26 protein-coding genes are annotated in these 24564 nt (G+C 32.8%); 7 read left to right on the forward strand and 19 right to left on the reverse strand.

Features of this window, described 5'->3' with window-relative positions:
• Positions 1–84 precede the first annotated feature (84 nt).
• Positions 85–816 carry a thermonuclease family protein gene (locus ACKI3D_RS04705; RefSeq protein WP_407392590.1) on the forward strand — a complete coding sequence of 244 codons (732 nt, stop codon included), beginning with the start codon at positions 85–87 and terminating at the stop codon, positions 814–816.
• Between the two features lie 4 nt (positions 817–820).
• Here the strand turns inward: ACKI3D_RS04705 and ACKI3D_RS04710 are convergent, their stop codons facing one another.
• The 3 genes from ACKI3D_RS04710 to ACKI3D_RS04720 are packed head-to-tail and all read right to left on the reverse strand — an operon-like array spanning position 821 to position 3429.
• Complete coding sequence (locus ACKI3D_RS04710; RefSeq protein WP_407392591.1) at positions 821–1795, reverse strand: methanogenesis marker 2 protein; 975 nt, start codon at positions 1793–1795, stop codon at positions 821–823.
• 15 nt (positions 1796–1810) lie between these two features.
• A complete protein-coding gene (locus ACKI3D_RS04715; RefSeq protein WP_407392592.1) occupies positions 1811–2926 on the reverse strand; it encodes a DUF2117 domain-containing protein in 1116 nt (371 codons plus the stop codon).
• Entirely contained in the window at positions 2923–3429 is a 507-nt protein-coding gene (locus ACKI3D_RS04720; protein WP_407392593.1) for a type II toxin-antitoxin system VapC family toxin, read from the reverse strand. The genes ACKI3D_RS04715 and ACKI3D_RS04720 overlap by 4 nt, the downstream gene beginning before the upstream one ends.
• Positions 3430–3687: 258 nt before the next feature.
• On the opposite strand from ACKI3D_RS04720, the gene ACKI3D_RS04725 reads away from it, so the two are divergent.
• Genes ACKI3D_RS04725 through ACKI3D_RS04740 form a run of 4 tightly spaced genes read left to right on the forward strand, consistent with a single transcriptional unit; the run spans position 3688 to position 6144 of the window.
• Positions 3688–4479, forward strand: a complete 792-nt coding sequence (locus ACKI3D_RS04725) for a helix-turn-helix transcriptional regulator (RefSeq protein WP_407392594.1) — start codon at positions 3688–3690, stop codon at positions 4477–4479.
• Entirely contained in the window at positions 4476–5270 is a 795-nt protein-coding gene (locus ACKI3D_RS04730; RefSeq protein WP_407392595.1) for a helix-turn-helix transcriptional regulator, read from the forward strand. Before ACKI3D_RS04725 ends, ACKI3D_RS04730 begins: the two co-directional genes overlap by 4 nt.
• Before the next feature lie 15 nt (positions 5271–5285).
• The gene (locus ACKI3D_RS04735) at positions 5286–5627 is read left to right on the forward strand and encodes a winged helix-turn-helix domain-containing protein (RefSeq protein ID WP_407392596.1); all 342 of its coding nucleotides are present in this window, start codon (positions 5286–5288) and stop codon (positions 5625–5627) included.
• Between the two features lie 10 nt (positions 5628–5637).
• Complete coding sequence (locus ACKI3D_RS04740) at positions 5638–6144, forward strand: molybdenum cofactor biosynthesis protein B (protein WP_407392597.1); 507 nt, start codon at positions 5638–5640, stop codon at positions 6142–6144.
• A 30-nt stretch (positions 6145–6174) separates the two neighbouring features.
• Here the strand turns inward: ACKI3D_RS04740 and pyrE are convergent, their stop codons facing one another.
• Genes pyrE through ACKI3D_RS04755 form a run of 3 tightly spaced genes read right to left on the reverse strand, consistent with a single transcriptional unit; the run spans position 6175 to position 9603 of the window.
• Complete coding sequence (gene pyrE / locus ACKI3D_RS04745) at positions 6175–6702, reverse strand: orotate phosphoribosyltransferase (RefSeq protein WP_407392598.1); 528 nt, start codon at positions 6700–6702, stop codon at positions 6175–6177.
• Positions 6702–6932 carry a PRC-barrel domain-containing protein gene (locus tag ACKI3D_RS04750; RefSeq protein ID WP_407392599.1) on the reverse strand — a complete coding sequence of 77 codons (231 nt, stop codon included), beginning with the start codon at positions 6930–6932 and terminating at the stop codon, positions 6702–6704. Before ACKI3D_RS04750 ends, pyrE begins: the two co-directional genes overlap by 1 nt.
• A 28-nt stretch (positions 6933–6960) precedes the next feature.
• Positions 6961–9603, reverse strand: coding sequence for a PEP/pyruvate-binding domain-containing protein (locus ACKI3D_RS04755; RefSeq protein WP_407392600.1), 2643 nt, complete (start codon positions 9601–9603; stop codon positions 6961–6963).
• A gap of 187 nt (positions 9604–9790) precedes the next feature.
• On the opposite strand from ACKI3D_RS04755, the gene xseA reads away from it, so the two are divergent.
• On the forward strand, positions 9791–11047 hold the full coding sequence (xseA, locus tag ACKI3D_RS04760; protein WP_407392601.1) for an exodeoxyribonuclease VII large subunit: 1257 nt from the start codon (positions 9791–9793) through the stop codon (positions 11045–11047).
• A complete protein-coding gene (gene xseB, locus ACKI3D_RS04765; protein ID WP_407392602.1) occupies positions 11047–11265 on the forward strand; it encodes an exodeoxyribonuclease VII small subunit in 219 nt (72 codons plus the stop codon). The genes xseA and xseB overlap by 1 nt, the downstream gene beginning before the upstream one ends.
• A gap of 19 nt (positions 11266–11284) precedes the next feature.
• On the opposite strand, the gene ACKI3D_RS04770 is transcribed toward xseB, so the two are convergent.
• The 13 genes from ACKI3D_RS04770 to ACKI3D_RS04830 form a co-directional block, all read right to left on the reverse strand.
• Positions 11285–11581: a putative quinol monooxygenase gene (locus ACKI3D_RS04770; RefSeq protein ID WP_407392603.1), complete on the reverse strand. Its 297-nt coding sequence runs from the start codon at positions 11579–11581 to the stop codon at positions 11285–11287.
• A gap of 54 nt (positions 11582–11635) precedes the next feature.
• Complete coding sequence (locus tag ACKI3D_RS04775) at positions 11636–12649, reverse strand: adenosylcobinamide amidohydrolase (protein ID WP_407392604.1); 1014 nt, start codon at positions 12647–12649, stop codon at positions 11636–11638.
• 44 nt (positions 12650–12693) lie between these two features.
• Positions 12694–14304 carry a thermosome subunit alpha gene (gene thsA / locus ACKI3D_RS04780; RefSeq protein WP_407392605.1) on the reverse strand — a complete coding sequence of 537 codons (1611 nt, stop codon included), beginning with the start codon at positions 14302–14304 and terminating at the stop codon, positions 12694–12696.
• A 408-nt stretch (positions 14305–14712) separates the two neighbouring features.
• The gene (locus tag ACKI3D_RS04785; RefSeq protein ID WP_407392606.1) at positions 14713–15870 is read right to left on the reverse strand and encodes a glycosyl transferase; all 1158 of its coding nucleotides are present in this window, start codon (positions 15868–15870) and stop codon (positions 14713–14715) included.
• A gap of 230 nt (positions 15871–16100) precedes the next feature.
• Positions 16101–17150, reverse strand: a complete 1050-nt coding sequence (gene asd, locus ACKI3D_RS04790; protein ID WP_407392607.1) for an aspartate-semialdehyde dehydrogenase — start codon at positions 17148–17150, stop codon at positions 16101–16103.
• A 9-nt stretch (positions 17151–17159) separates the two neighbouring features.
• Entirely contained in the window at positions 17160–17981 is an 822-nt protein-coding gene (gene dapB / locus ACKI3D_RS04795; RefSeq protein ID WP_407392608.1) for a 4-hydroxy-tetrahydrodipicolinate reductase, read from the reverse strand.
• 12 nt (positions 17982–17993) lie between these two features.
• Positions 17994–18887, reverse strand: a complete 894-nt coding sequence (dapA, locus tag ACKI3D_RS04800) for a 4-hydroxy-tetrahydrodipicolinate synthase (RefSeq protein ID WP_407392609.1) — start codon at positions 18885–18887, stop codon at positions 17994–17996.
• Positions 18884–20104, reverse strand: coding sequence for an aspartate kinase (locus tag ACKI3D_RS04805; RefSeq protein ID WP_407392610.1), 1221 nt, complete (start codon positions 20102–20104; stop codon positions 18884–18886). The genes dapA and ACKI3D_RS04805 overlap by 4 nt, the downstream gene beginning before the upstream one ends.
• Positions 20105–20288: 184 nt before the next feature.
• Entirely contained in the window at positions 20289–20486 is a 198-nt protein-coding gene (locus ACKI3D_RS04810; protein ID WP_067043908.1) for a 30S ribosomal protein S17e, read from the reverse strand.
• Positions 20473–20814 carry a chorismate mutase gene (locus ACKI3D_RS04815; protein ID WP_407392611.1) on the reverse strand — a complete coding sequence of 114 codons (342 nt, stop codon included), beginning with the start codon at positions 20812–20814 and terminating at the stop codon, positions 20473–20475. Before ACKI3D_RS04815 ends, ACKI3D_RS04810 begins: the two co-directional genes overlap by 14 nt.
• A gap of 139 nt (positions 20815–20953) precedes the next feature.
• A complete protein-coding gene (locus ACKI3D_RS04820; protein ID WP_407392612.1) occupies positions 20954–22468 on the reverse strand; it encodes a succinylglutamate desuccinylase/aspartoacylase family protein in 1515 nt (504 codons plus the stop codon).
• On the reverse strand, positions 22465–23331 hold the full coding sequence (locus ACKI3D_RS04825) for a shikimate kinase (protein WP_407392613.1): 867 nt from the start codon (positions 23329–23331) through the stop codon (positions 22465–22467). The genes ACKI3D_RS04820 and ACKI3D_RS04825 overlap by 4 nt, the downstream gene beginning before the upstream one ends.
• Positions 23331–24413 (reverse strand): glycosyltransferase family 4 protein, encoded by a 1083-nt coding sequence (locus ACKI3D_RS04830; protein ID WP_407392614.1) that lies wholly within the window; start codon positions 24411–24413, stop codon positions 23331–23333. Before ACKI3D_RS04830 ends, ACKI3D_RS04825 begins: the two co-directional genes overlap by 1 nt.
• Between the last annotated feature and the right edge of the window lie 151 nt (positions 24414–24564).

Below are 24564 nucleotides of genomic sequence, written 5' to 3' on the forward strand. Positions count from 1 at the left end.
TTTCATTATATAATAAAATTTCTTATTTGATTGCAAAAATTATATTTACACAAAATTATAACATTATAGTATGGAGGAAAAATAATGACCATTGCTAAAAAAGATGTTTTCTCTTTACTGATAATTTTAATAATCGCATTAGGGGCAATTTCAGTTGCAAGCGCATATACTGGAACCGGATTTACACATGACATCCCATTTTCCAAATACCGCGATATGTCTTCTTCAGATATTTTAAATAAGTATCCGGATACTGATTGTAAAGTTGAAGAAACCGCAATTTGTACTGAAGTTGTTGACGGAGACACAATTTATTTGGACAACGGCGAAAAAGTACGTTTTGTTGGAGTAAATACCCCTGAAAGAGGTGTAGAAGGATATATTGCCTCTAAAAATTTTGTTCAAAAACTATGTTTAAATAAAAAAATCGGTCTGGATATTGACGATGCCAAAAAGCACGACAGATATGGTAGGACATTGGCTGTTGTTATTGTTGATGGAAAGAACTTAAATGAAATAATTTTAAATGAAGGTCTTGCAGAAATAATGTACCTTCCACCAAGCGAGTTTTATCCATATAAATGGGTGGATGATTCCAAACATGTCGCAACTTCAGAATACACTTACACTAATACTCATTCAGACAATGTTCCTAGTGACACTGGAAGCTATATCGGAAACTCAAATTCGGGAAAATTCCACAAATCAACCTGCAAATGGGGTCAAAAGACTGCTGAGCATAATAGAGTATACTTTAAAAGTAGAGACCTTGCGATTTCCCAGGGATATGTTCCATGCAAGGCTTGCAATCCTTAATCATTTATTTAAATATAAAAACTGGATTTTTTTCTTGATTAAAGACTTCAGCTTGTTCATTCTTATAATTCAATAGAAGTGAATTGGAATCTGTTACTTCCCCAACCACATTGGCTTCAATTGAAAATTTTGAAAGATAATCCTTAATATACTCGCATTTTTCCTCTGAAGCCGTAAAAACAAAACCGGAACCAGGATATGACCTTAACCAATCAACCCATTCTATACTTTCATTTCTTGGAATATCCTCTAAATTAACAACAGCTCCTTTTTTGGATGTTTCCAACAGCATCTCCAATGTTCCCAATATTCCTGGATTTGAAATATCCTTTCCGGATTTAATATAATCATGCTCCGCCAAGTATTGAACTGCGGTAATTTGATCTCTAACCAGCTGTGCATCTTTGTCATATGTTGTATCCCAATTCAAGCTAAACATTTCATGAGGTTTCCCATCAAGATCAATTGCAACTATTACTTTATCTCCGGCTTCTGCTCCAAAACTGGTAATTATCTTGTCTTTTTGAGCAATGCCAACAATAGCCACTCCTAAAGAATCGACTTCACCATCTGGATGCAAGTGTCCCCCAACCATTGGGACACCAAATTTCAGGCATCCGTCTTTGATTCCATTCAATAAATCTTCATAAATATCATCATTGCTTATTGACATTATATTTACCATTGCCAATGGCTTTCCTCCCATTGCTGCAATATCATTTACATTTACAAGCACAGAACAATATCCTGCCCAATAAGGGTTTACATTCATGATGTCACCCCATATTCCGTCAGCAGCAAGAAGAATTACCTGATTATTTCCAATGTCAATAGCTGAAGCATCATCACCGATGTCTATTACAACATCCCCGGAAACATTATATGATTCTTTTAAAAGAGATATTACATTATCAATTGAACTTTTACGAGATACACCTTTAAATTCTTGAATTTCACGAACAAGATTTTTAAAATCCAAAGTTACACATCCAGTTTAATTAATATAATTAATTTTGTATTTGCAATTAATATTTTTTATTATTTCGACAATTTTGTCACGAACTTCCTCGATATCTGAAAAATCATAGGACACCGGTTTATCCTCAAAGAGAATCCTCTTAATATCTTGACCAATGATGTCATCAAAACCACTTTCAACCTCAAAGATGATGGAATTTTTAACCTTAAATCCATTTTCCACAACCTTGTCCAAATCTCCATCAGTTATTCCAACTACAGGTATATCAAATCTATAAAGAATATCAGAAGAGATTAATGTTGTATCATCACCAACTGTAATGACCAGCGAGGAATCCCTGAATCTATAGACATCTTCACCAGCATGGTCCAAAAAAGTAACCTTGAAATCATTAGGCTTATCAGTTGAAATGACTCTTGGTGTGATTTTTGCATGCCTTAAAAGACCTGTTTTAATGATTGCTGAGTCCAAATCAACTTCACCAAGCTTTTCAAGACCGTGTTCCTTAAGCTCCCCACCAATGATATCCACAATATGATTATCCTTAGCTATTAATGTAAGTCGGTTAGAATCAGTCTTGCCAATAATGACACTGTTAACCATTATATTTTCACCGGGACTTACTCCATGAACAATCCTCTGATTAACATCAGGATTATCATTTTTAATGTGATTATCATAAATTTCATCCGGTTTTACAACAGAAAGGTTCAATCTTTGGGATAGTTCATGAACAATCTCTAAATCATTATTCCAAGGAATGACACTGCCGTCTTTTTCACCCGGACGCTCAATTTGAATAACGGGAATATTATTGTCTGTAATTTTATCAGCATAATGGTTATAAACTTTATATCCAAAAACTTGGCCTGTGACATCGGATTTCCCATAATTTAGTAGAAAAATCATGTCAACATTATCATCATGAAATATCTTTAAAGAATCGCTTGGGACCAGTTTGCGGGTAATGTCAATGACATTTTCTAAACTAGCATCGATAACTGCAGTTCTACCCATGGTTCCCCCAAGTCTTACTTTGACATCACCATATTCCTTTAAAAGATCAATCAATTTTAAAGCATAACCCGAATCAATAATATTTGGGCCATGGACAACAATACCTATCCTCATTTCTTCACCCTGATTCTTTTTTTAAATATTTTAGACCCGCATATCTCACAATCATCAAAAGGATAATCTTCATCAAATTCCTTTTTGCAGCCTTCACAAACTTTCTTCCAATTATAAACCTCTTTAATTCCATCAGTGATAATGCCTGAAAAGGGGATATCCATAATCTTTAAAGTATTCTGAATTGTATAATCATCAGTTATGACTTTGACGCATTTACCTTCTTTTGAAAACATGTATGCCAAAGCTATCAATTTTGTATCAGGCAATGATAACCTTAAAATATCACCAGATTCAGATATAATATCATTAACACAATTTATATACTGAATTGGGACATCTTGTATAATTAAATTTCCTTCTTCAATAGCGCTATCAAACATCAAACGAGATTCAAAATCTTTTATCTCAGCAGTAATTTCAGGAACCGTGAAATTATTACCCGAACCAATATGAAATCCGTTAATAAAAGCTGATGCATCTAAAATATAACATGTCTCCATACCACTATATTTAAAATTATAAATTAATAAAAGTTAGTAATTCTGGAAAAAATATTGAAATCCTTCCGAAGGAATCTTGAAAGATTACTGAATGAATATTGAAAAGATTATTAAAATTGTTTATAATGATATTAGAGAGTTTTTAAAGAGTTTTTGAAAAATATATTTAAATTTCGACTGTAAAAATTGATATTACAAGAAAATTCATAGAGATTTTAAAAAAATTTTTATGATTTAAAAAATTTGGAGGAAACTGAAATGACAACTCACAATGACATCAATGAGGAAATACGATTCCTTGCACAGTCAGAAATTCGATTAAAAATCATAAATGAATTGAATAAACGGCCAAACAATATTCGAGGAATCGTTAAAAAAACTGAAATCAATTATAGCTCTGTTTCAAGCAATATAAACAAATTAATTAAAAGAAATTTTATTATAAAAAACAAAAGCAAGTATTATGTCACACCAATGACAGAAATTTATTTAAAAACATTGCTGGAATTTAAAAAAAGTGTTGAATTAATTCATGACTATAAAGCATTTTGGGATAAACATAACATTGAACTGCTAACTTTAGATTCAATAAGAAATCTTACTGACCTAAAAGATTCTAAGCTAATTGAAACAACACCAATTGATATTTACAAAACCCATAACACCATTAAAAGACAGTTGATTGAATCTGAAAATGTAAAAGCCATATTTCCTTACCTTCATCCAGATTATCCTCACATTATTGAAAAAATTTTAATGAACGGAGGATCAGTGGAACTCATAATGCCCAAAACTATTTCTAAAGAAATAATAAGTCAAATCGATGAAAAAATAAGGAAAAAAGGAATCAATGAAGGAAAATTAAAAACATATGCTATTTTTGAGGATTTAGAGATTTATCTGACAATATGCGATGAAACCATGAGTTTAGGACTATTTAAAAATGATGGCAGTTTCGATCAAAATAGGATACTAATCTCAAACAATCAAAAATCACATGACTGGGCGGATGAACTATTTGAAAACATAAAAGGACGTGTGATAACATGACTGCTTCTCAAAGTAAAAATGAATTAAGCGAAGAATTTAAAAATCTAAAATACATTTTAACATCAAGCATGCGTACAAAATTGCTTTTAGCCCTCTATAATAACTCTAAAAACCTAGATGAATTACGTAACGAATTGAAAAAACCCTCAGCAACAATATTGCATGGATTAAAAGAACTCGAAAACATCAATCTTGTAAAAAAAGTTCAGAAATATTATAAATTAACTTCAAACGGATATCTATTAACTACAAACCTAATAAAACTTATTGATAACTGGTATTCAATCAATAAGAGCAAAGAATTTTGGGATTCACACTATTTAAAAGACATTCCCGATGAAGTCTTAAAAAATATATATCTTCTAAAAGATGCACAATACATTAACTCAACAACAAGCGATTTATCCAATGCATTCACAAACTACATTAACCAGATGACTAACGCGAAAAAGCTAAAAATAATTCTGCCAATCTATTCAGAAAATCACTTCAAACAAATGATAAAGCTTTTAAATGGTGATAAATTAGAAAGTTTGGAACTAATCGTGAGCGAACCAATATTATACTCAATAAAACGAAACGATTTTTTTAATAACGCTTTAATCAAACATAAAAAAGTAAGAATCAATACTATAAAAATGAATATTAAAGTGTTTTTAACCTGTTCTGAAGATTTTATGGCACTATCCCTATTTTTTAAAGATGGCCATTACGACGATTCCCAAATTCTAATTGCTAAAGACAAAAATGCTCTAAGGTGGGCAAATAATCTCTTTGAATATTATTGTTAATCTTGGAGTAGAAAAATGGTTAAAATGAAAGTTGGTGATAAAAATGGAACGTCTCAAAAAAAACATTGGGAACTAGAAGATAAAAAACTGTTAAGTCTATTAATGGGTAGAAAAGGTGGAAAAACAACAATAAAAATCATTGATACATTACTGAGAAAACCATGTAATGCCAATCAATTATCCGATTTAATACATGTTGATTATAACACCGTAACTTTCCATTTGAAAATTCTTCTTGAACATAGATATGTTGAAAGAATACAATTCGGCAAAACATCTATTTTTCATCCAAGCGATAAGTTAATAAAAAGTTATGATGAATATTTAATCATCAAAGATATTATCGAAAAGGAATAAGGGGAAGAATATGAAAAGTGAAACATCTGCACAACATCAAAAAGAATCATCAAAAGACATTACTTGCGGTATCATCACTCTTAGTGATAGTAGAAAATCAAAAAAGGCTGATTTATCCGGCCAATACATGGCGGATGAAATTGAAGCACGATACACTTTAAAATCAAGGAGTTTAATTCCTGATGAAAAAGAAGATTTGATTAACGCTATTGAGGATATGATTTCAAAAGACATTGATGTGATTTTAACAACAGGAGGAACAGGACTTGATCCTCGTGACATTACTGTTGAAACTGTAGAATCACTTTTTGAAAAGAAATTGGACGGATTTGGAGAATTATTCAGAGCAAAATCTTATGAAGAAATCGGTGCAGCAGCATTACTTTCCAGAGCTACTGCTGGCATTTACAAAAAAACAGTAATCTTCTCAATGCCTGGTTCTCCCAATGCAGTTAAAACTGCATTTGGCATTATAATTGATGAACTTCCACATTTTGTCCATCATGTAAAAAAATGATGAAAATATTTTTCATCATTCCTTCTTTTTTTAATTAAAAAATTCACTAACACTTATTAAAGGTTCTAAAACTATATTTGCCTTTGTAAATTCTTCAATTGCTCCTTCTTCACGATCAACTACAACAAATGCCCTTTTTACATTTCCGCCATTTTCTTTAATAGCGTTTATTGCTTTTAAAAGAGACCCTCCAGTAGTTGAAACATCCTCTACAACAATGACATTGTCTCCTTCGTTTAACTCACCTTCAATGAGTTTGGAAGTACCATAACCTTTCTTTTCCTTACGAATCATCAATAAAGGAAGTTTGGATTCAAGTGAAACCGCAGTAGCGATTGGAACTGCACCTAAAGCAGGACCTGCAACCTTATCTATATCTTCATCAACAATCTTTTGGGTGATTAGTTTAGATATAGTGGATAGGATTTCAGGCTCAGTAATAGCTTTTTTCATGTTAATGTAATAATTGCTTTTCTTTCCTGAAGATAATGTGAAGTCGCCTTCAAGAAATACCTCATTTTCCTTTAATAAATCTATTAAATATTCCTTTGAGGTCATTATATATCATCTTCGCCTTTAAGTAAAATCTTATCTCCAATAACTTTTACAAGCTCCATTGGGACAATATTTTCACTATCTTTGAGTTGTTCGGAAAATCCGGACTTTTTCATTACCAAATCAGTAATTTCAAAAGTTTCTTTATCAAAAATTACATCAGAAACTTTACCTACAATCTGAATTTCTGCATCGAGAACTTCTTTACCAAATAATTCGCCTTTAATTCTCATAAAAAACACCTATTTTTATATTGTATTTTCACTTTAAAATACATTTACTTTCATCGTTTTTCATGTCATGGTAAAATTCCAGATTATCATCATCAAAGTTTACTACATGAATCATTTCATAGATTTCATCATCCAGCTTATCATTAATCTCGTGGAGAATGTTCGGATAATCCTTAATCAAGTCCTTATTAAAAGCCAATCTCTTATCGTTTTCGAATATTGCGCCATAATAAATATCCGCTTCAACCAAATCCTGGAACATATGACTTCCAAATGACAATTCCGGAACATAACCTACTTTACTGTATGATTCTTCTAAAATAGCTCTGAACTGACTAATTTCAGCAAATACAACAGGTATTCCAAGCTCGGGTGATGAAGTTCCAATTCTTCCCGGAACAATTAACATGGAAGTTTTTTCATGATCCTTGCAATAAGTATTGATTTCACCAATGATTCTTGCAATTAAGCTTTTCTTAGCATATGGATATTCATAATATTTGTGTGAATCCACATAAACCAATGTTTCGATGATTTCTTTTCTTGAACGTCCCATTGACGCTTTTTTAATATGGAAATATGTTTCGCCAACATCTTTAGGTATTTCAATAACCTCATTTGTTGTTGAAATCTGAAGTGGCCTGCATTGCAAGAGATTTACTACAAATGAATTATTTGCACCAATGTTTACAGTATATTCCACATCAACCGGATAATCATAAGCTGTTTCAAGAGTTTTAAGCAATTCCTTCATCATAAAGATGAATTTGTCATTATTGACAATACCATTACAGTTTACAAATACAATCTCTCTTCTCTGACCCCTTTCCCTAAATATTCTTTCGGCTTCGGTGTCATGTTCAATGACAGGTCTTTTTGCATATCTTGGAATGACTTCCAAACCTTCATCAACTGGAATTTCATGAAGGGAAATTTCCTTTAAATCCAGGACATCTAAAGAGTGTTGGGAATATTTATGGCGATCTGCAACATTAGGATGGTCTATTGCATGAGGTCTGTCCAGATTAATAATTCTTGGATAATCATTTTGGGTTCTATCAACTGCTTTTGTACCCAATCCCATAACTAACCTTAACATACCTCCATTATGCCCCATGTCAGGTTGTGGAGAATATGGGGAATAAGAAAAGCCCACTCCAGCAATTGTTGGGAAGAAATAATCCCCATAATAAGACCCGGATACCCTTTGAACTAAAAGTCCCATCTGTTCATCACAATCATCTAGATTATTTAAAGACCTATATTCCAATGCGGAAATATTCATTGTACTTGCATAAACTGTTTTAACAGCTTCTTCAAATGCTTCAAGACGTTCTTCAAGAGAACCCCTGTTTACACAGAATACAGATTCGTATTTTCCGGCAAATGCATTTCCAAATCCATCCTCCAAGAGACTACTTGAACGGACAATGATTGGACTTTGACCGAAATAATCCAGAACCCTTCTGAATTCATTTTTAATATCTTCAGGGAATGTTCCGTTTTTCAGGCCTTCCTCTAATTCGCTACCTGCTTCATAATAACCTTCTTTAGTTCTTTGCTTTACGCGAATTGTCCACAAATCATTATAAACAATGTAAGTGTAGAACAAGTCAGAACCAATGTAAAATGAATCGTCAGGTTCAAAATTCTCATATAAGTCAGGCCTTTCTTTTTCGATGATTTTACGAGCTAAAAGCATACCACATGCTTTTCCTCCAATCATACCGCTTCCGACCAGACGATTGTAAATGCTAATATAATCTTCATAGTCAAAGTATTGTTTAATCTTTTCAGAAACTTTTTCGTCTTTTGCCATCATCATGCTGCACATCAAATCGCATCTATCGGAAACATCAACACCATTCTGATGCAAAAGTTCAGTAGCTGTAAAGAAGCGCTCCCAACTGTCGGTATTTTGTTCATTGTTGTAAGCAGAGGCGGAATTGATTACCTGATAGAATTTAGAAACTTCCATACCATCTGTTAAGGTTGTGACCTCGCCAGATTCCGGATTATATTTATGGCCTAAAAACATTGTTTGGGAGTATCTGTTCCATACTTTTAAAGGATGAAGATAAACATCTGATTTATTGGAGTAGACATCTAAGAATAGCTGTGTAGTTTCCCTGATTTTTGCAATTGACTCGAATGAGTGTTTTCCCCTTATAACAGGGAAATATGCAACAGTATCAAGTATGAATAAATAAGGACATGTAACTCTAAAGAAATTGCCCATCATCAAATCTGTTGCCCATGCAGACTGCAGGTCAGATAAACAATCGAATACATAAAATGCATCAAATCCTTCTTTTGTAATGATATTATGAACTTCCAGAGTAAATGATTCAAACTGTTCCATTGGATCAACTTTATAGATTTTAATCCCATCCTTTTCAATCATTGCAAATTCAGTTTCAGGATTGTTTTTTTCAGATTCTAATTTTTCGAAATCCTCATCATCCATTGGAATTAATGGTTCATGTTGTCCAAAGTTAATGTAAATTAAATTTCTACCATCTTCAAGCGCCTGTTTTACAAAAGGATTGACAAAATATGAAAATTCTTTTAAATTAGATACCTGCCAAACCACATTATCCCCTAGGCGAATGTTATCTAAAGTTTCATCTAACTCTTCAACACCAGATTTAATTCTATCAAATGCCGCCATAAAAATAACCTCAAAAATATTCAGTTTTAATGAATAATTCAATACACATTTTGTATATTTGTTCAAATAGCATATAAACATATTGAATATCATTTAATTTGTTGGCAAAATGACTTCCGACACTTTCCATGAAAAATTGTATTTAATATAAACAATATATTAACAATATTGATTAAAAGGTGAAGTTATGGAAAATAAAACTTTCACAGTATCTGAAATTAATTCTTACATTAACAAAAAGATGAAATTTGATTCCAATTTAAAAAACATTCTCATTAAGGGAGAACTTTCCAATTATAAAACATTTTCGAGCGGACATAGCTATTTTACCTTAAAAGATGAAAAGTCCCAAATACCCGGCGTGATGTTTAAAGGCATGAAAGACCGATTCCTTAAATTTGAACCTAAGGATGGTATGAAAGTAATAATCAAAGGTAAAATCGAAGTTTACGAAAAAGATGGAAAATATCAGCTGTATGCAACAAAAATTACCGAAGATGGGATAGGTGAATTATATATCGCCTATGAGCAGCTTAAGAAAAAGCTTGAAAAAGAAGGATTATTTGATGATGCTCATAAAAAAGAGATACCGAAATATCCAAAAAGAGTGGGGGTCGTTACTGCCCAAACGGGTGCGGCTGTAAGAGACATTATTACAACAATCCGAAAAAGATATCCAATATGTAGAATTTTAGTATTTTCTACATTGGTGCAAGGAAACCAGGCAGCTCCACAAATAGTTCGCCAGATTAAACGTGCCCAGAATTTTGATTTGGACACTTTAATTGTTGGCAGGGGCGGGGGAAGTATTGAAGATTTATGGCCTTTTAACGAAGAAATTGTCGCACGTGAAATTTATGCCTGTGAAATTCCAGTTATTAGTGCGGTAGGTCATGAAATTGACTACACAATCTCAGATTTTGTGGCAGATAGGCGTGCTCCAACACCGACAGGCGCTGCAGTAATTGCTGTACCAGACATTAATGAAGTTAAAAATAATGTTAATCAACTTTCAACTAGAATCAATAACAACATCAACAACAGAATATCTGAAAATAAAACCAGACTGGAACACATTTCGCAAAAACAAATCTTTAAAAACCCTGAAACCATTTATGAAATAAAGGGAATGGGTTTGGATAGTTTAGTAAGCAAATTAAATTCTGCTTCTAAAAACATTATTTTTGACAATAGAACAAAGTTATTTAAACTAGAAAACTCTCATATTTTAAAAAACCCTGCAGAAATAACAAAATCGAAAAGAGAAGTTGTTTTAAGAAATATTGAAAAACTAGAAATTTTAAATCCACTTGATACCTTAAAAAGAGGTTATACATTAGCAAAAGCTAATGGAAAAGTTGTTTCATCTGCAAAAGAGGTCAACTCTGGAGATGAACTTGATATTGAATTTGATGACGGAATTGTGAATACAAGGGTGATATAATGCAAGATTTAAGTTTTGAAGAAAGTTTAGAGAAATTAGAAGAAATTGTAAACAGATTAGAAAATGGAGATGTGCCATTAGACGATGCGATTGATGAATTCAACAATGCAATGAAACTTGTTAAAGTATGTAATGAAAAATTGAATGTTGCTGAAGAATCAATTGCCAAAATTGTTAAAGAAAATGGGGAAATTGTGGATTTTACTCATAATGAATGAAAAAAAAGAAAAGAGAATATTAAAGGTCAATAGCATCTGCATCAAAAACATCAATAATTAGTTCAGTTGCTACTAAATCTTGAATATTTTCTCCGAATTTAATGAAATGTTCTGTTTGCAAATGTGAACCTAATATATCTTTAGATTCCCATTGTTCAACAAATAACAAGTTTCCATCAGCAGCATTGGAATATAAATTATAGTCTATATTCCCTTCTTCTTTTTTAGTATTTTCAATTAAATCTTGTGCAAACTCAACGATTTTTGCACATGCTTCTTCATCTTTAGGAATTACTTTTGCTAAAACTATTATCATTTTAATCCTCCAAAGGTTATAATTAAAAAAATAAAGTTAAATATCAGAAAAGTATTAATGAATGAAATAGTTAATCCAATAATCCAATAAGATTTTTATTGGATAACTCCTACATTTTTCTTTTATTTCACATGCCAAATCATAGGCATCCTCTTTTTTTATTGAATTGCTTCCCACTTCATCAATTAAATTTAAAACAGAAGTTGTAATGGCCACATTGTCCTGATTTCCCATATCTTTTTGTAGTTGAGAAATAAATTCATATTTATCACAATCCAAAGTATCATAAAACTCATTAATGTCCAATGTATATCTATTTAAACGAACCAATGCATTTGATTGGGATTTATTTGTAATCCAAACTTGTTTTCCAATGGCTTTTGTAACGGATTCGATCACAGCTTTACCTATCAATTCACCAAGTTTTGAATGTTTACCTGCATTTGTTATAACTTCCTCAGAATCAATATCTGAAAAAATGCAAAGCCCATCAGTTCCCGTTCCGGTAGCATATCCATTTGAATATTGGGAGGGAATCTTTAAGTTATTCAAAGCAACGGTTTTCGCTTCTGTTGCAGTCATGAATGCTTCCATCAATGTTGATTTAGATAAATTTACATTAATAAGAACAATTATGTTGATTGTTCCAAAATGATACATCCCATTTTCCTGCCAGTATGATGCAGGGTCACCTGCTTTTGAAGCATTTGTCCTAACGCCCGCAGTTGATATGGCTGTGACCTCTAAATTTCTGAATGATTTTGATGTGATGCTTAAATTATACATTTCCGCTAACGTAATTAATCCAGTTGAATATTTCGAATCAATTTCCATTAGTCGACATTCATTAATTAAGTACTCCCGAACATCATGGTCTATGAGATAATCTATTTTATCTTGAGACAAATGTTGGTTAAAAACAGATTTGTACAACTCGGAAGTTCCTCCATTGAGCTCGGAACTAGACACTCCATTACGATTATGTTTGAAATTAACTAAAATGGTGTCTTTTAAATAATAAATTTCATCTTCACAGGATGTTTTTAAAATAAGTCTATTTGAATACATAAAATAAAAAAAGAAAAAAGAAATTAATTAAAATTTCTTTATATCTACATCATTGGAGGCATTCCGCCAGCCATGGATGGATCCATACCCATGTCTTCAGGGCCTCTGGTTGATGCAATTACGTCATCGATTCTTAAAATCATTTCAGCTGCTTCAGATGCAGATTGGATAGCTTGTTTTTTGACACGTTTAGGTTCAATTACACCAGCTTCTTTCATGTCTGCTACTTCACCAGTAAATACATCTAATCCCATGTAGAAGGAGTTTTCTTGAGCTGCTCTTAAGTCTACTAAGGAGTCAATGCTGTCTAAACCTGCGTTTTCAGCTAAGGTTTTTGGTACGACTTCTAAAGCTTCTGCAAATGCGTTTACAGCTAATTGTTCTCTTCCGGAAATGGATTCTGCGTAGTCTTTGAGTTTTTTAGCCATTGCGATTTCAGGAGCTCCTCCACCAGCAACAACTTCATCATCTTCTACAGTAGCTGCAACTACACCAATTGCATCTTCAATTGCTCTTACGATTTCAGCTACGATGTGTTTGGTACTTCCTCTTATGAATAAAGTTACAGATTTAGCTCCGCTGCATTCTTCTACGAAGATCATTTCTTCACCGGAGATTTTTCTTTCTTCAACGATACCTGCATCACCTAAATCTTCAGCAGATAAGTCATCTAAGTTAGTGATGACAGTTGCACCAGTAGCTCTGGATAATTTTTCAATGTCAGATTTTTTAACTCTTCTTACAGCTAAAACGCCAGCTTTGGATAAGTAGTGTTGTGCTAAATCATCAATACCTTTTTGTGCGAATAATACATTTGCACCTGCATCAACGATTTTGTTAACCATGTCTTTAACCATTTTTTCTTCTTGTTCGATGAAAGCTTGCATTTGAGCAGGATCGGTAATTGTAATTTCAGCGTCCATTTCAGTTTCTTTTACTTCTAATGGAGTGTTGATTAATGCGATTTTTGCACCTTCAATTAATCCTGGCATACCAGGGTGTACTCTTTCTTTGTCAATGATTACACCTTCAACTAAGCTGGATTCATCAGCAACAGCACCATCTTTTTTCTCGATTTTAATGTTATCAATATCTACACCGTCTTCATCAGCAATAGCTTCTACAGCATCTACGATTAATTTTGCTAATGGTTCACGTGCTGCTTCGGTTCCTTTACCAGTCATAGCAGTCATAGCTACTTTCATTAAGGTTTCAGAATCTACATCTTTAATAGCAATTTCATCTAAAATTTCTTGAGCTTTTTCAGCTGCTTTTCTGTATCCCATAGCTATGATGGTTGGGTGAATGTCTGAGTCGAGTAAAGCTTCGGATTTTTTCAACAATTCTCCAGCAATGATAACTGCAGTAGTAGTTCCGTCTCCAACTTCATCTTCTTGGGTTTTTGCTACTTCTACAAGCATTTTTGCTGCAGGGTGTTCAATATCCATTTCTTTTAAAATAGTAACTCCGTCATTGGTTACTACAATGTCTCCAAGTCCGTCAACTAACATTTTGTCCATTCCTTTAGGACCTAAAGTAGTTCTTACAGTTTCAGCTAATACTTTACCAGCTAAAATGTTATTTCTTTGTGCATCTCTACCGACAGACCTGTTAGTACCTTCAGGTAAAATAAAAATTGGTTGTCCTTGTGCCATTAATAATCACCTTTTTTTCATTTTTATATAATTAGATCAGTTTAATTATCAACATGAGAAAATGAGTTATAGTGTTGACTAAACCTTTCTACTTAATACATGAGTTTAAGGTTATATAAATACTTTATGGTATAAAGTAAATTAAAGTAAGAAAAAGAAGAAACCCGACATCATCCAAAAACCATACCAAAAATCTTGACAAAAATACATGCCAAAATTATCATAAAAGTGAACTGTTATTTGCCTAGTATAGACAATTACTATTAAAATTTTTATAGGAAATATTGATAATCTTAAAAGGTGAGAAAAAATAACCCTAATCTTAGTGCAATAGATAGATGAAGACAACAAGAAAAGAAAAAAATGAAATTTTTTTGGAAAAAAGAAGTGAAAAAAAGGTAAAATTAATTACCTAGGCTGTTTTTTCTCTAATCTGAAAGGAGGAGTAGTTTCCTGAGTTTCATAAGCTTCATTTTCTTCTTGAAGCTCATTGAAGAAGGTATTGATTTCCTCCAAACGTTTAATTTTCTCATTTTTCTTATTTAACTCATTCTGAAGAGAAATATAATCTTCACGAGATACAGTTTGCTCTTTTAAATAACGAAGCTCATTATCTTTTGCAGTTATCTCACTTTGGTATTGAGTTTGAAGAGAAATATAATCCTCTTTAGGAACAGACCTTTCTTTTAAATATTCAAGCTCACTATTACGAGCAGAAATTTCAGTCTCAAATTGGTTCTGAAGATTTACATAATCCTCTTTAGGAATGGAATTTTCTTTAAGGGAATTAATTTGATTGCCTAAACTAACTATTTCAGAATTAAACTTGGATTGGAGATCATCATAATCTTTTTTAGGGATAGTTTCTAGTTTCAAATTGCTAATCTCTGCATCCATTGCATTAATCTCTGATTCGAATTGGGTTTGAAGAGAAATATATTCATCTTTAGGAATTGATTGCTGTTTTAAGATATCCAATTCATTTTCTTTTCTAGTTATTTCACTATTTTTAATAAGAATCTCATTGTTTTTAAGTTCAAGTTCTTTTTCGAGTTCTAAAATTTGAGCTTGAGATTCAACATTGTTTTCCAATTTGATAACTTTGATTTTATAATCATCAATAGTTCTAGAAAGAGAGTTAATAGTAGCTTCTTTTTCAGCAATACTTCTGTAAGAATCATTTAATCTTTCATTAACATCGGATAATTCTTTTTTCTTGTATTCCCTTAACTGTTCGGCAAAATATTCTTTAATTTCATCAAGAGAATTATTTACATAGTCTAACTCATAAATCCGATCTTCTTGATTTTTGATTAAAATATCTTTTTCATCAAGTTGTTTTTTCAAAAGATTAATTTCATCTTCTGCTTTGAATTTTATCACAGAAACTTCTTTTTCCTTGTCTACAATATCTTTTTCGAGTTCTTTTATCCTTTGTGGAGTGTTATCATTAGCCCGTTCCACTTCAAGCTCTGTCAAATCGTATTTTAATTTATTAAGCTCTAATAGGCAAGACCGAATTAAAGATTGTAGAGTATCTTTTTCAGCATCAATTCCTATTTCCATTCTATCCCTTAGTTTAAATTTTATCCCAATATCGGTTTCAAATTAATATTTTTTTATGAATTTGAAAACTCCGATATATTGTACAATATAATTCCTTGAATAATAATATTTATTTCATACTATTTAAATTAAACCCTTATAGTAACCTAGAAATAAAATTAAAAACAATAAGAAAAAAGAATAAAAAATCAGAAAATTTTAAAAAAAATAGAAAAAATAAATTGATAAAATTAGAGGATTTTATCATTAATTAATTCAGCATTCAATATAGATGCTCCAGCCGCACCACGAACAGTATTGTGTCCAACAAGAACATATTTAAAACTATTATCAAATACTTCATCTTCTCTTAATCTACCAACAGTAACAGCCATACCGTTACCCGCATTTCTGTCCATTCTAGGTTGTGGACGGTCGTCTTCTTCTTTGACAATTACAGGATTTTCAGGAGCGGAGAATAGATTTAGTTCTTGTGGCAATGCTTTGAAGTTTGCCATTTTATCTTTAACATCGGCAATGTCAAAGTCCTCGTCCAACTCAATAAATACCGCTTCAGTATGACCATCGATAACAGGTACCCTATGACAAGATGCACTCAATTTGAAATCTGCATCAGTTACACTCTCACCATCGAAAGAACCTAACAGATGAAGGGTTTCACTTTCCATTTTTTCTTCTTCCCCACCGATGAAAGGAACGAGATTATCGACAATAGCCATAGAAGGAACGCCATTATAACCTGCACCGGATACAGCTTGCATAGTTGATACTCTAACTGCATTAACATTGAAATTATCAACAATAGGTTTTAATGTTAAAGTTAATGCAATAGTTGAACAATTAGGATTGGTTACAATGAATCCGTCCCAATCATTTTCCTTCTGTTGAGCATCAATCATGTCTAAGAACTGCGGATTGACTTCAGGAATTACTAATGGAATATTTTTCTTCATTCTGTGTGCACTAGCATTACTTGCAACAACGTAGTCACGAGCAAAATCCTTTTCAACTTTTGCTGCAAAGTCTGCCGGAAGGGATGAAAATACAATATCCACATCGTTATCCATGTCATCGGGATTAGTTTCACAAACTATAATGTCTTTTACAGATTCTGGCATTTCATTATTCATATACCAGGTAGTAGCATCCTCATATCTTTTACCAGCAGAACGAGAAGATGCCGCTAAAGCTGTAACTTCAAAATCTGGATGGTTTTCGAGCAATTGAATAAATCTTTGACCAACCATTCCAGTTGCACCAAGTACGCCAACATTTACCATATAACTCACCTATTCTAAACCTAAAACATCATTCATGCTACTAACTACGCCACTTTCAGCATTAGGAACATATCTGATGGCTCTTATTACACCAGCAATAAATACTTCTCTAGTGTGAGCCTGATGTTTAACTTCTAATCTTTCACCATCACCAACAAACATTACGGTATGATCACCAACAATGTCTCCACCACGAATAGCGTGAACTCCGATTTCCTCTGAAGTTCTTTTACCGACTAAACCATGTCTTCCATAAATTCCCACTTCTTCAGTGTCACGGTCAAGCTCTTTAGCTATTACTTCAAAAGCGGTCATGGCGGTTCCTGAAGGTGCATCCTTTTTCTGGTTGTGATGTGCTTCTATAATTTCAATATCATAATCATATAATAATGGGGCTAATTTCTTTAAAGTATTGAAAAATACATTTACTCCAATAGACATGTTTGATGAAATAACTGCCTTAACATTATTGTCCTTTACATTTTTAATGTTGGATTCCATTTGTTCTTCAGTGAATCCAGTAGTTCCAACAACAATATTTACACCACATGCAGTTGCTATTTTAATTGTTTCAACTGCTGCCGGAGCAATTGTAAAATCAACCAAGACTTCAGCACCAGAAGATTTTAAAGTTTCTTCTAACATTTCAGAACCGACGATTTCAACACCAAGTTCATCAATGCCTGCTTGAAGACCTGCATCTTTACCCGCAAGAGGAGTGTTAGGCATTTCAATAGCTGCAACAACTTCCATATCATCTTGTTCTGTAATTTTTCTAATTATACCGGAGCCCATTCTTCCTGCAGCTCCAGTCACTGCTACTTTAATCATAATTATACCCACTTAAATTAATTCTGAATCTTTTAATGCTTTTTTAAGAATCTCTAAGTTTTCTTCTTTCATTTCACACAATGGTTTTCTTAAAGGTCCTGCAGGAAGTCCCATTAAATTCATTGCAGTTTTGACAGGAACAGGATTACTTTCAACAAAGAGAGCTCTAATTAAATCAAGCATTTCATAGTGAAGCTCTAATGCTCTTGTATAATCATCGTTTAAAATGCTGTCTACCATTAAAACCATTCTTTTTGCATCAATGTTTGCAGATGCACTAATAACACCAGTTCCACCTACAGCCATAATAGGTAAAGTTAAAGAATCTTCACCGGAAAGGATATTAAAGTCATCTTCAAGTCCTTCAAGGCAAAGTGCTCTGTAAATATCGGAAACTTTATCAACACTTCCACTAGCTTCTTTGATAGCGTCGACTCCATCAATTTTAGCTAATTCAACTGCAGTATCAACTTCAATATTGGAACCAGTACGGGATGGAACATTGTATGCAATAAGTGGAATATCACATTTTTCCGCAATAGAGCCATAATGATCCACTAGAGCGTGTTGTTGAGGTTTATTGTAATACGGAGTGATTAACAATGCAGCATCAGCCCCTGCATCAGCAGCAAATTTTGTAAGAGATAATGCTTCTGAAGTTGCATTACTTCCGGTACCTGCAACTGTTTCAACTCTTCCATCAACTTCATCAACTAAAATTTCAATTACTCTGTGATGTTCTTCATGAGAGATGGTTGCTGATTCACCGGTTGTTCCAGCACCAACTAACCCGTTAACACCTTTATCAATCAAATAGTTAATATTGGACCTAAATCCTTCTTCATCAATACATCCTTCTTTTGTAAAAGGAGTGACCATTGCAACATAAGTTCCTTCAAAATTCATTTTAAAACCTCGGTAATTAATCTGTGAGCTCTATCCCCATCAATCCATTCAACAAATAAAACAACAGCTGTCTGGGATGATGTAATTTCAACGATATTAATGTTATTCTTTTTAAGGGGTTCTGTAATTTCTGAGATAATCCCTGGAGTTTCAATAATATCTGGACTAACATAAGTGATCATAGCAGTATCTCTTCCTAGTGATAGAGAACTTAACACATCGGATTCGATGACCAAATCATGCAATAAATGATATGCTTGGTCTGAATCATTCTTATGAACAAATACTGTTATGGAATTCTGACCTGCTGAAACACCATAGATGTTAATATTTTCATCAGCAAGTTTAGCAGTTAAAGCAGCCATTAGGCCGACTTGATTAAGCATTGCCTCTCCGACAATTGCTATAAGTGAAATAGGGTCTTTGTAAAGGGTAACGCATTTTAACATTTCACCCTCGAAAGGACCAACAATACGTGTTCCCTTCGCAGCTAAGTCGCCGTGGGCGAAATTGATAATTTTTGCGCTGATTAATGGATCTTTGTATCTCAATGCATGAGGATGTAATACCTGTGCCCCATGAGTTGCCAAATCTCTCAATTCTTCAACTGAAATTGTATCTAACAATTGTGCATCCTCAATTTTATTAGGGTCAGTTGACATTACACCATCCACATCAGTTACAATAACCACCTCATTAGCACTTAAACAATGACCAATTAAAAATGCAGTAATATCACTTCCTCCTCTTCCCAAAGTTGTGATTTCACCACTAGGACCTTTACCTAAGAATCCACAAACAACAGGAATGATGCCTTGATTAAGAAGTTCTTTAATTTTTTCCATTTTTTTGTTGGTTGTGTTGAAATCGATTTTAGCTTCTAGTGAGTCTGAATCTGTCATTATTGGCCATAATTCACTATAAGGGTCAATATATTGGGACTTTACACCTAATGATTCAATAGTTGCTGAGAATAATCTTACGCTAGTCAATTCTCCCATAGCCATAATTTCTGCCTTCTGCCTGTTAGTTAATCCTGCACCGATAGCCTCATTAGATAATCCGAGAAGGTCATCGGTAGTCTTGTTAACAGCTGAAACTACAACTATTACTTGACTGCCTTTCATATATTCGTTTACCACGGACTGCGCCGCTTTTCTAATCCTGGAACCATCACCGACCGAGGTTCCACCAAATTTTACTACTACTAAATCCATTAAGTTCACCTATTTCATAAAAATTCTTGATATTTTGTTAAAACTGGAGTAAACAAAATATTCATATATATCTCTCTACGACCTTATTAATAAACTTTATATATAAATATGTCTAAAAAAAGTAAAAACTTCAAAATTAAAAAAAAAGTGTAAATAAAAAAGAGTAAAAAATATGTAAGAAAGCTTATTCTTGGGTTTGTTCTAACCTTACAAGCCTTGTAACATATCCAGCAATTTTATTTCTTAAATGCTTAGTACTTACAGTTGAGTATTCTTGTACTAATTTTTTGTTTTCTTCAAAATCAGTAGTGAAAACACCTTTGTGAGTTTCAATAAGTTCTTTTGCTAAACGTTTAACAAATGAAGTTCTAATATTGCCCATTAACATTCCTCCTTAAAATTTTTTTCTGCTCATCTTTACTTAATATAGTTAGCATGTTTACAATTTGATCAATAATATCAACATCAAGATCATTTTCAAGAGCTAATTCCTTGATTTTCCTATGAACTTCCTCTTCTCTTTCTTTATCGTAAATTGGCATTCCAAGATACTCTTTAGAAAGCACAATGTCTTTAGCAAGAGATGTCCTTTGAGAAATTAAGTCAAATAGCTCATTATCAATCTCATCAATGCGTATTCTTGATTTTTTGAGAAGATTTTCCGCTTCTTCTTCATTTTCAAAAGATTTAATTTCGTAATTACTTGCCAAAAAATCACCAAATTGATAGTAATGATAATAATATAATTTATTATAATCCTAGTATATAAACTATATGTTTACTAACATCATTATTTTTTGATTGAAATTTGAAAATTAAAAAAAGGATGAAAAAATAATTTTTCATCATCTAAATTACTGCATTATATTTTAAGAAATACTTCATCATTTTATAAGAAGTATTGATGGATGTTTTGGTAATAGTATTGTGAGGAAGTACAACTTCACAAATTACACCCGGAATGCCATTCTTGTGAACGCATTCAAATAATCCTCCCGGATATTCTTTACCAATATATGAATAAGTTCTCTTATTCACCTTAGATTTCTTAGCAATATATTTAATCATTTTTGCATTATCAGTTAGAGAACTTTTAGATCCCATTACAATATTTAAACCCGGAGCTCCACCAGGTTTAGTGGTATGGAAATCCCCATAAGCGGATGCATTACAGCTGACAACCAAATTGACAATTTTGTTTGGAATGGTACCTTGCTTATCAGCAATACGATTGAAATCCTTATCAGTATATCTTACTTTTTTAGAAATGGCTTTAACGTTGACAAACGGAATAATATAGACTGTTCCTTTAATTGGATGGGTTGTAAGATAATCAATCATCTTCATAGCCGCAACTTGAGAAGATATTTCATTACCATGTACTCCTGCAGTCATAAATACGACTTTTCCAGAGCCTCCTTTAATTTTTAAAAGTGGAATACCTTTTTTAGTCGCTTTTACCGCTTTTTTAACCCATTTATTATTAGGCATGTTATTTTTTATCAACTCCTGTTTAGCAACATTTCCTTTTAATCCCCATTGCAATATAGTAAGGGAAATGTCATTAGTGACAGTATAAGTATTTGATCCTTTAAATTTACCTACAGAATACAAAATTTTATAGGTTCCTGCCTTACAGTTGAGGTATACACCAACAGAACCTTCAGAATCAGTGGTTAAGACATAAATCTTACTGCCCAAAGTTACTGTCACATTCACACCCTGAATGGATTTACCCTTTTTATCCAAAACCTGCACGGTATATTTCACTTTATTCCCATAAGTAGATTTGAGATTCTTGGTTACAACCTTTGCAACTTTTGCCGGAACGATTGGAGTGTCATTTTGAGGAGTAGTATTTTGGGAAGAATTTGTATCCTCTGTATCATTAATTAGAGCATCAGCAGCCAATATCTTTACTTTTACAGTTGCTGATTGACCTCCATAGGAAATAGTTACAGCCCAATCTCCTTCATTCAGACCAAGGTCATATCTGGCAATGCCCAAGTCATTTGTTGTTGCCTTATCTACAAAACCAGTATTGTATGCAATATTTGCCTCTGCATTGGCAATACCAGTATTATTTTCATTCAATAATCTAAATTCAAGAGTGTCATTACCTTTGTTAGCAGTTAAATCATTAGCTTCGATAATTACTTTAGATTCGATATCTCCATTTGAATTATTTTCGTTAATATCTGATTCTTCACTCAAAATGTCTGTAAAATCTTGATTTTCAGATAATATACATCCCTCATCAATTCCTACATTATTATCAGAATTTGATATATTTTCAGATGCTGAAACGACAGACAAACTAAACATTAAAACAATCAGCATCACAATAAAATATCTCTTTTTCATAATAACCTACATCCTTTATTATCTACTTCGGTTTCAATAACTTTACCTTCATATTCACTCCAAGAATCTTTAACATCACCAATAGAATCTTCTTTCACTATTGCTACAAATGATGACCCTGTACCTGATAAACCGGAAGCAATTGCTCCTGCTTGAAGGGCATCAATAGCGATTGAAGGGTTGAAACCCAGTGTTGCTGAATAAATCAAACCATTTAAATTTAATGCTTTAAAATAATCCTTATTTTTTGCAAATTCAAAAGCGGTTTCAACTAATGGTGCAAGCAATTTCATTCTTTCAGGATTTGAGTCTCCTGATTTTGAATAATAATTTGGCATGTAAACCAATATTGGATATTCCTCCATTTTTTCTTTAATAATAAATTCTCTATTTTTGTTATCGCAAACAACAACACCTCCAAAGTAGGATGCTGTTGCATCATCAAATGAACCTGTAATTGTAACTCCTGCTTCAAGTGATGCATCAATTGCCATGTTAATTATCTCCAAATCATCGAGAGGCTTTAGATTGAATTCCTCTGAAATGATTGATGAGACGACTTTAACAATTGCATTTGAAGAAGCACTGCTGCTTGAAAGTCCAGATGCCATCGGCAATGTTGATTTTGTTTTTAAATCAACTCCAAATTCATTTTCATCAATATCATAATAATCAAAAACTCTTTTAACGCATAATTCCATTAATGTATTGTCTGCACCCACATCATTAAAGCAGGTGATTGAATCATTGGTTGTTTTAGCTTCACATTCAATATCCAAACCAATGCCAAATGCAGAACCGAAACCAGTGGCAATTGCATTAATTATTGTTGCAGAGCCTGGTGACCTTACACTTCTTTTCATTATTCCACCTCATCATACGGAATAACAACTTCAGAAAAGTCTTTAGCCCTATTTCTGGCATTCATTGAGAAGACATGTCTTAAATCATCATCATTAATTATTTCATCAATTGCTCCGGCTATTGAAGGGATTTTATTTGGGTCCACAAGCAGACCTACATTTTCATTAATGATTTCAGTAATTCCTCCAACATCGCTTCCAATAACCGGTTTTCCACAGGCCAACGCCTCAATTAAAACCAAACCAAAACTTTCTGAAAATGACGGTAAAACCAAAACGTCACAGCTTGGAATAATCTCTTCCACATCATTTCTAGAGCCTGTGAATATCACGTCACGAATATTATCATCTTCAACCTTTTTTGTGAGTTTTTTGAATTGCGGCCCATCTCCTACAATAACCAAGTAATAATCACTATGAGCTATTTTTTTAGCTTCGAGAAGGGAATCAACATTTTTTCTTTTGATTAAATTTCCAACAAAAAGAACGATAGGCTTGTCTTCAAGTTTATTTTCTTTTTTAAATTTATTGTCCTCATTTATACAAAATTTATCAATGTCAACTGCATTCCAAGAAATTTTAGTTTTGTTGGCTATGCCATTCACTCCAGTAGCTATTATCTCATGTCTTAATGCATTGCTTACAGCAAAAACACCATCAGCATCTTTTAATACGTTTTTAATTGTTGATCTCATGAATGGCTGTGTTTTATACAATTCAAACATGTCAGATCCATGTGCTGTAACATAAGTTTTGATATGGTGTTCCTTTCCGACTTCAACAGCTGCAGCCCCTGCCGGAAACAGATAATGGCCATGGATAATATCAATGTCCTCTTTTTCAATTAGCTCTTCTAATGCTTTTTTTGCATTTTTCTTAAACATTAAGCCTCTTACACCGGGAATATTCAGTCCTTTGGTTCCAATGACATGGATTCCATCAATGTCCTTGATATCCTTATGTGGATAAGTAATTACATAGACTTCATGTCCTTCATCCACCAATTTCTTTGATAACGTGTGGATATGAACTCCAACTCCGCCAACATGTGGAGGGAATTGACCAACCATAGCTATTTTCATAAAACTAGCACTCCATTTATTATATGTTAATATAATAAAATTATTATTTAAATAATTAATCAAATTTTTATTTTAATAGTGAAAGAATACCCCGACCTCTTTAAGGTCGGGGATGAATTTCACAAAAGGAGCATTGGGAATACTTTTCAAA

The sequence above is a fragment of the Methanobrevibacter sp. genome, from assembly GCF_045586545.1.
Taxonomy (GTDB): domain Archaea; phylum Methanobacteriota; class Methanobacteria; order Methanobacteriales; family Methanobacteriaceae; genus Methanocatella.

Bases quoted from the DNA above. Each gene is read 5' to 3' on its own strand.
- ACKI3D_RS04705 (WP_407392590.1), top strand. From the start codon at position 85: ATGACCATTGCTAAAAAAGATGTTTTCTCTTTACTGATAATTTTAATA.
- ACKI3D_RS04715 (WP_407392592.1), bottom strand. From the start codon at position 2,926: ATGAGGATAGGTATTGTTGTCCATGGCCCAAATATTATTGATTCGGGT.
- ACKI3D_RS04720 (WP_407392593.1), bottom strand. From the start codon at position 3,429: ATGGAGACATGTTATATTTTAGATGCATCAGCTTTTATTAACGGATTT.
- ACKI3D_RS04725 (WP_407392594.1), top strand. From the start codon at position 3,688: ATGACAACTCACAATGACATCAATGAGGAAATACGATTCCTTGCACAG.
- ACKI3D_RS04730 (WP_407392595.1), top strand. From the start codon at position 4,476: ATGACTGCTTCTCAAAGTAAAAATGAATTAAGCGAAGAATTTAAAAAT.
- ACKI3D_RS04735 (WP_407392596.1), top strand. From the start codon at position 5,286: ATGGTTAAAATGAAAGTTGGTGATAAAAATGGAACGTCTCAAAAAAAA.
- ACKI3D_RS04740 (WP_407392597.1), top strand. From the start codon at position 5,638: ATGAAAAGTGAAACATCTGCACAACATCAAAAAGAATCATCAAAAGAC.
- pyrE (WP_407392598.1), bottom strand. From the start codon at position 6,702: ATGACCTCAAAGGAATATTTAATAGATTTATTAAAGGAAAATGAGGTA.
- ACKI3D_RS04750 (WP_407392599.1), bottom strand. From the start codon at position 6,932: ATGAGAATTAAAGGCGAATTATTTGGTAAAGAAGTTCTCGATGCAGAA.
- ACKI3D_RS04755 (WP_407392600.1), bottom strand. From the start codon at position 9,603: ATGGCGGCATTTGATAGAATTAAATCTGGTGTTGAAGAGTTAGATGAA.
- xseA (WP_407392601.1), top strand. From the start codon at position 9,791: ATGGAAAATAAAACTTTCACAGTATCTGAAATTAATTCTTACATTAAC.
- xseB (WP_407392602.1), top strand. From the start codon at position 11,047: ATGCAAGATTTAAGTTTTGAAGAAAGTTTAGAGAAATTAGAAGAAATT.
- ACKI3D_RS04770 (WP_407392603.1), bottom strand. From the start codon at position 11,581: ATGATAATAGTTTTAGCAAAAGTAATTCCTAAAGATGAAGAAGCATGT.
- ACKI3D_RS04775 (WP_407392604.1), bottom strand. From the start codon at position 12,649: ATGTATTCAAATAGACTTATTTTAAAAACATCCTGTGAAGATGAAATT.
- thsA (WP_407392605.1), bottom strand. From the start codon at position 14,304: ATGGCACAAGGACAACCAATTTTTATTTTACCTGAAGGTACTAACAGG.
- ACKI3D_RS04785 (WP_407392606.1), bottom strand. From the start codon at position 15,870: ATGGAAATAGGAATTGATGCTGAAAAAGATACTCTACAATCTTTAATT.
- asd (WP_407392607.1), bottom strand. From the start codon at position 17,150: ATGGTAAATGTTGGCGTACTTGGTGCAACTGGAATGGTTGGTCAAAGA.
- dapB (WP_407392608.1), bottom strand. From the start codon at position 17,981: ATGATTAAAGTAGCAGTGACTGGAGCTGCAGGAAGAATGGGCTCCGGT.
- dapA (WP_407392609.1), bottom strand. From the start codon at position 18,887: ATGAATTTTGAAGGAACTTATGTTGCAATGGTCACTCCTTTTACAAAA.
- ACKI3D_RS04805 (WP_407392610.1), bottom strand. From the start codon at position 20,104: ATGGATTTAGTAGTAGTAAAATTTGGTGGAACCTCGGTCGGTGATGGT.
- ACKI3D_RS04810 (WP_067043908.1), bottom strand. From the start codon at position 20,486: ATGGGCAATATTAGAACTTCATTTGTTAAACGTTTAGCAAAAGAACTT.
- ACKI3D_RS04820 (WP_407392612.1), bottom strand. From the start codon at position 22,468: ATGAAAAAGAGATATTTTATTGTGATGCTGATTGTTTTAATGTTTAGT.
- ACKI3D_RS04825 (WP_407392613.1), bottom strand. From the start codon at position 23,331: ATGAAAAGAAGTGTAAGGTCACCAGGCTCTGCAACAATAATTAATGCA.
- ACKI3D_RS04830 (WP_407392614.1), bottom strand. From the start codon at position 24,413: ATGAAAATAGCTATGGTTGGTCAATTCCCTCCACATGTTGGCGGAGTT.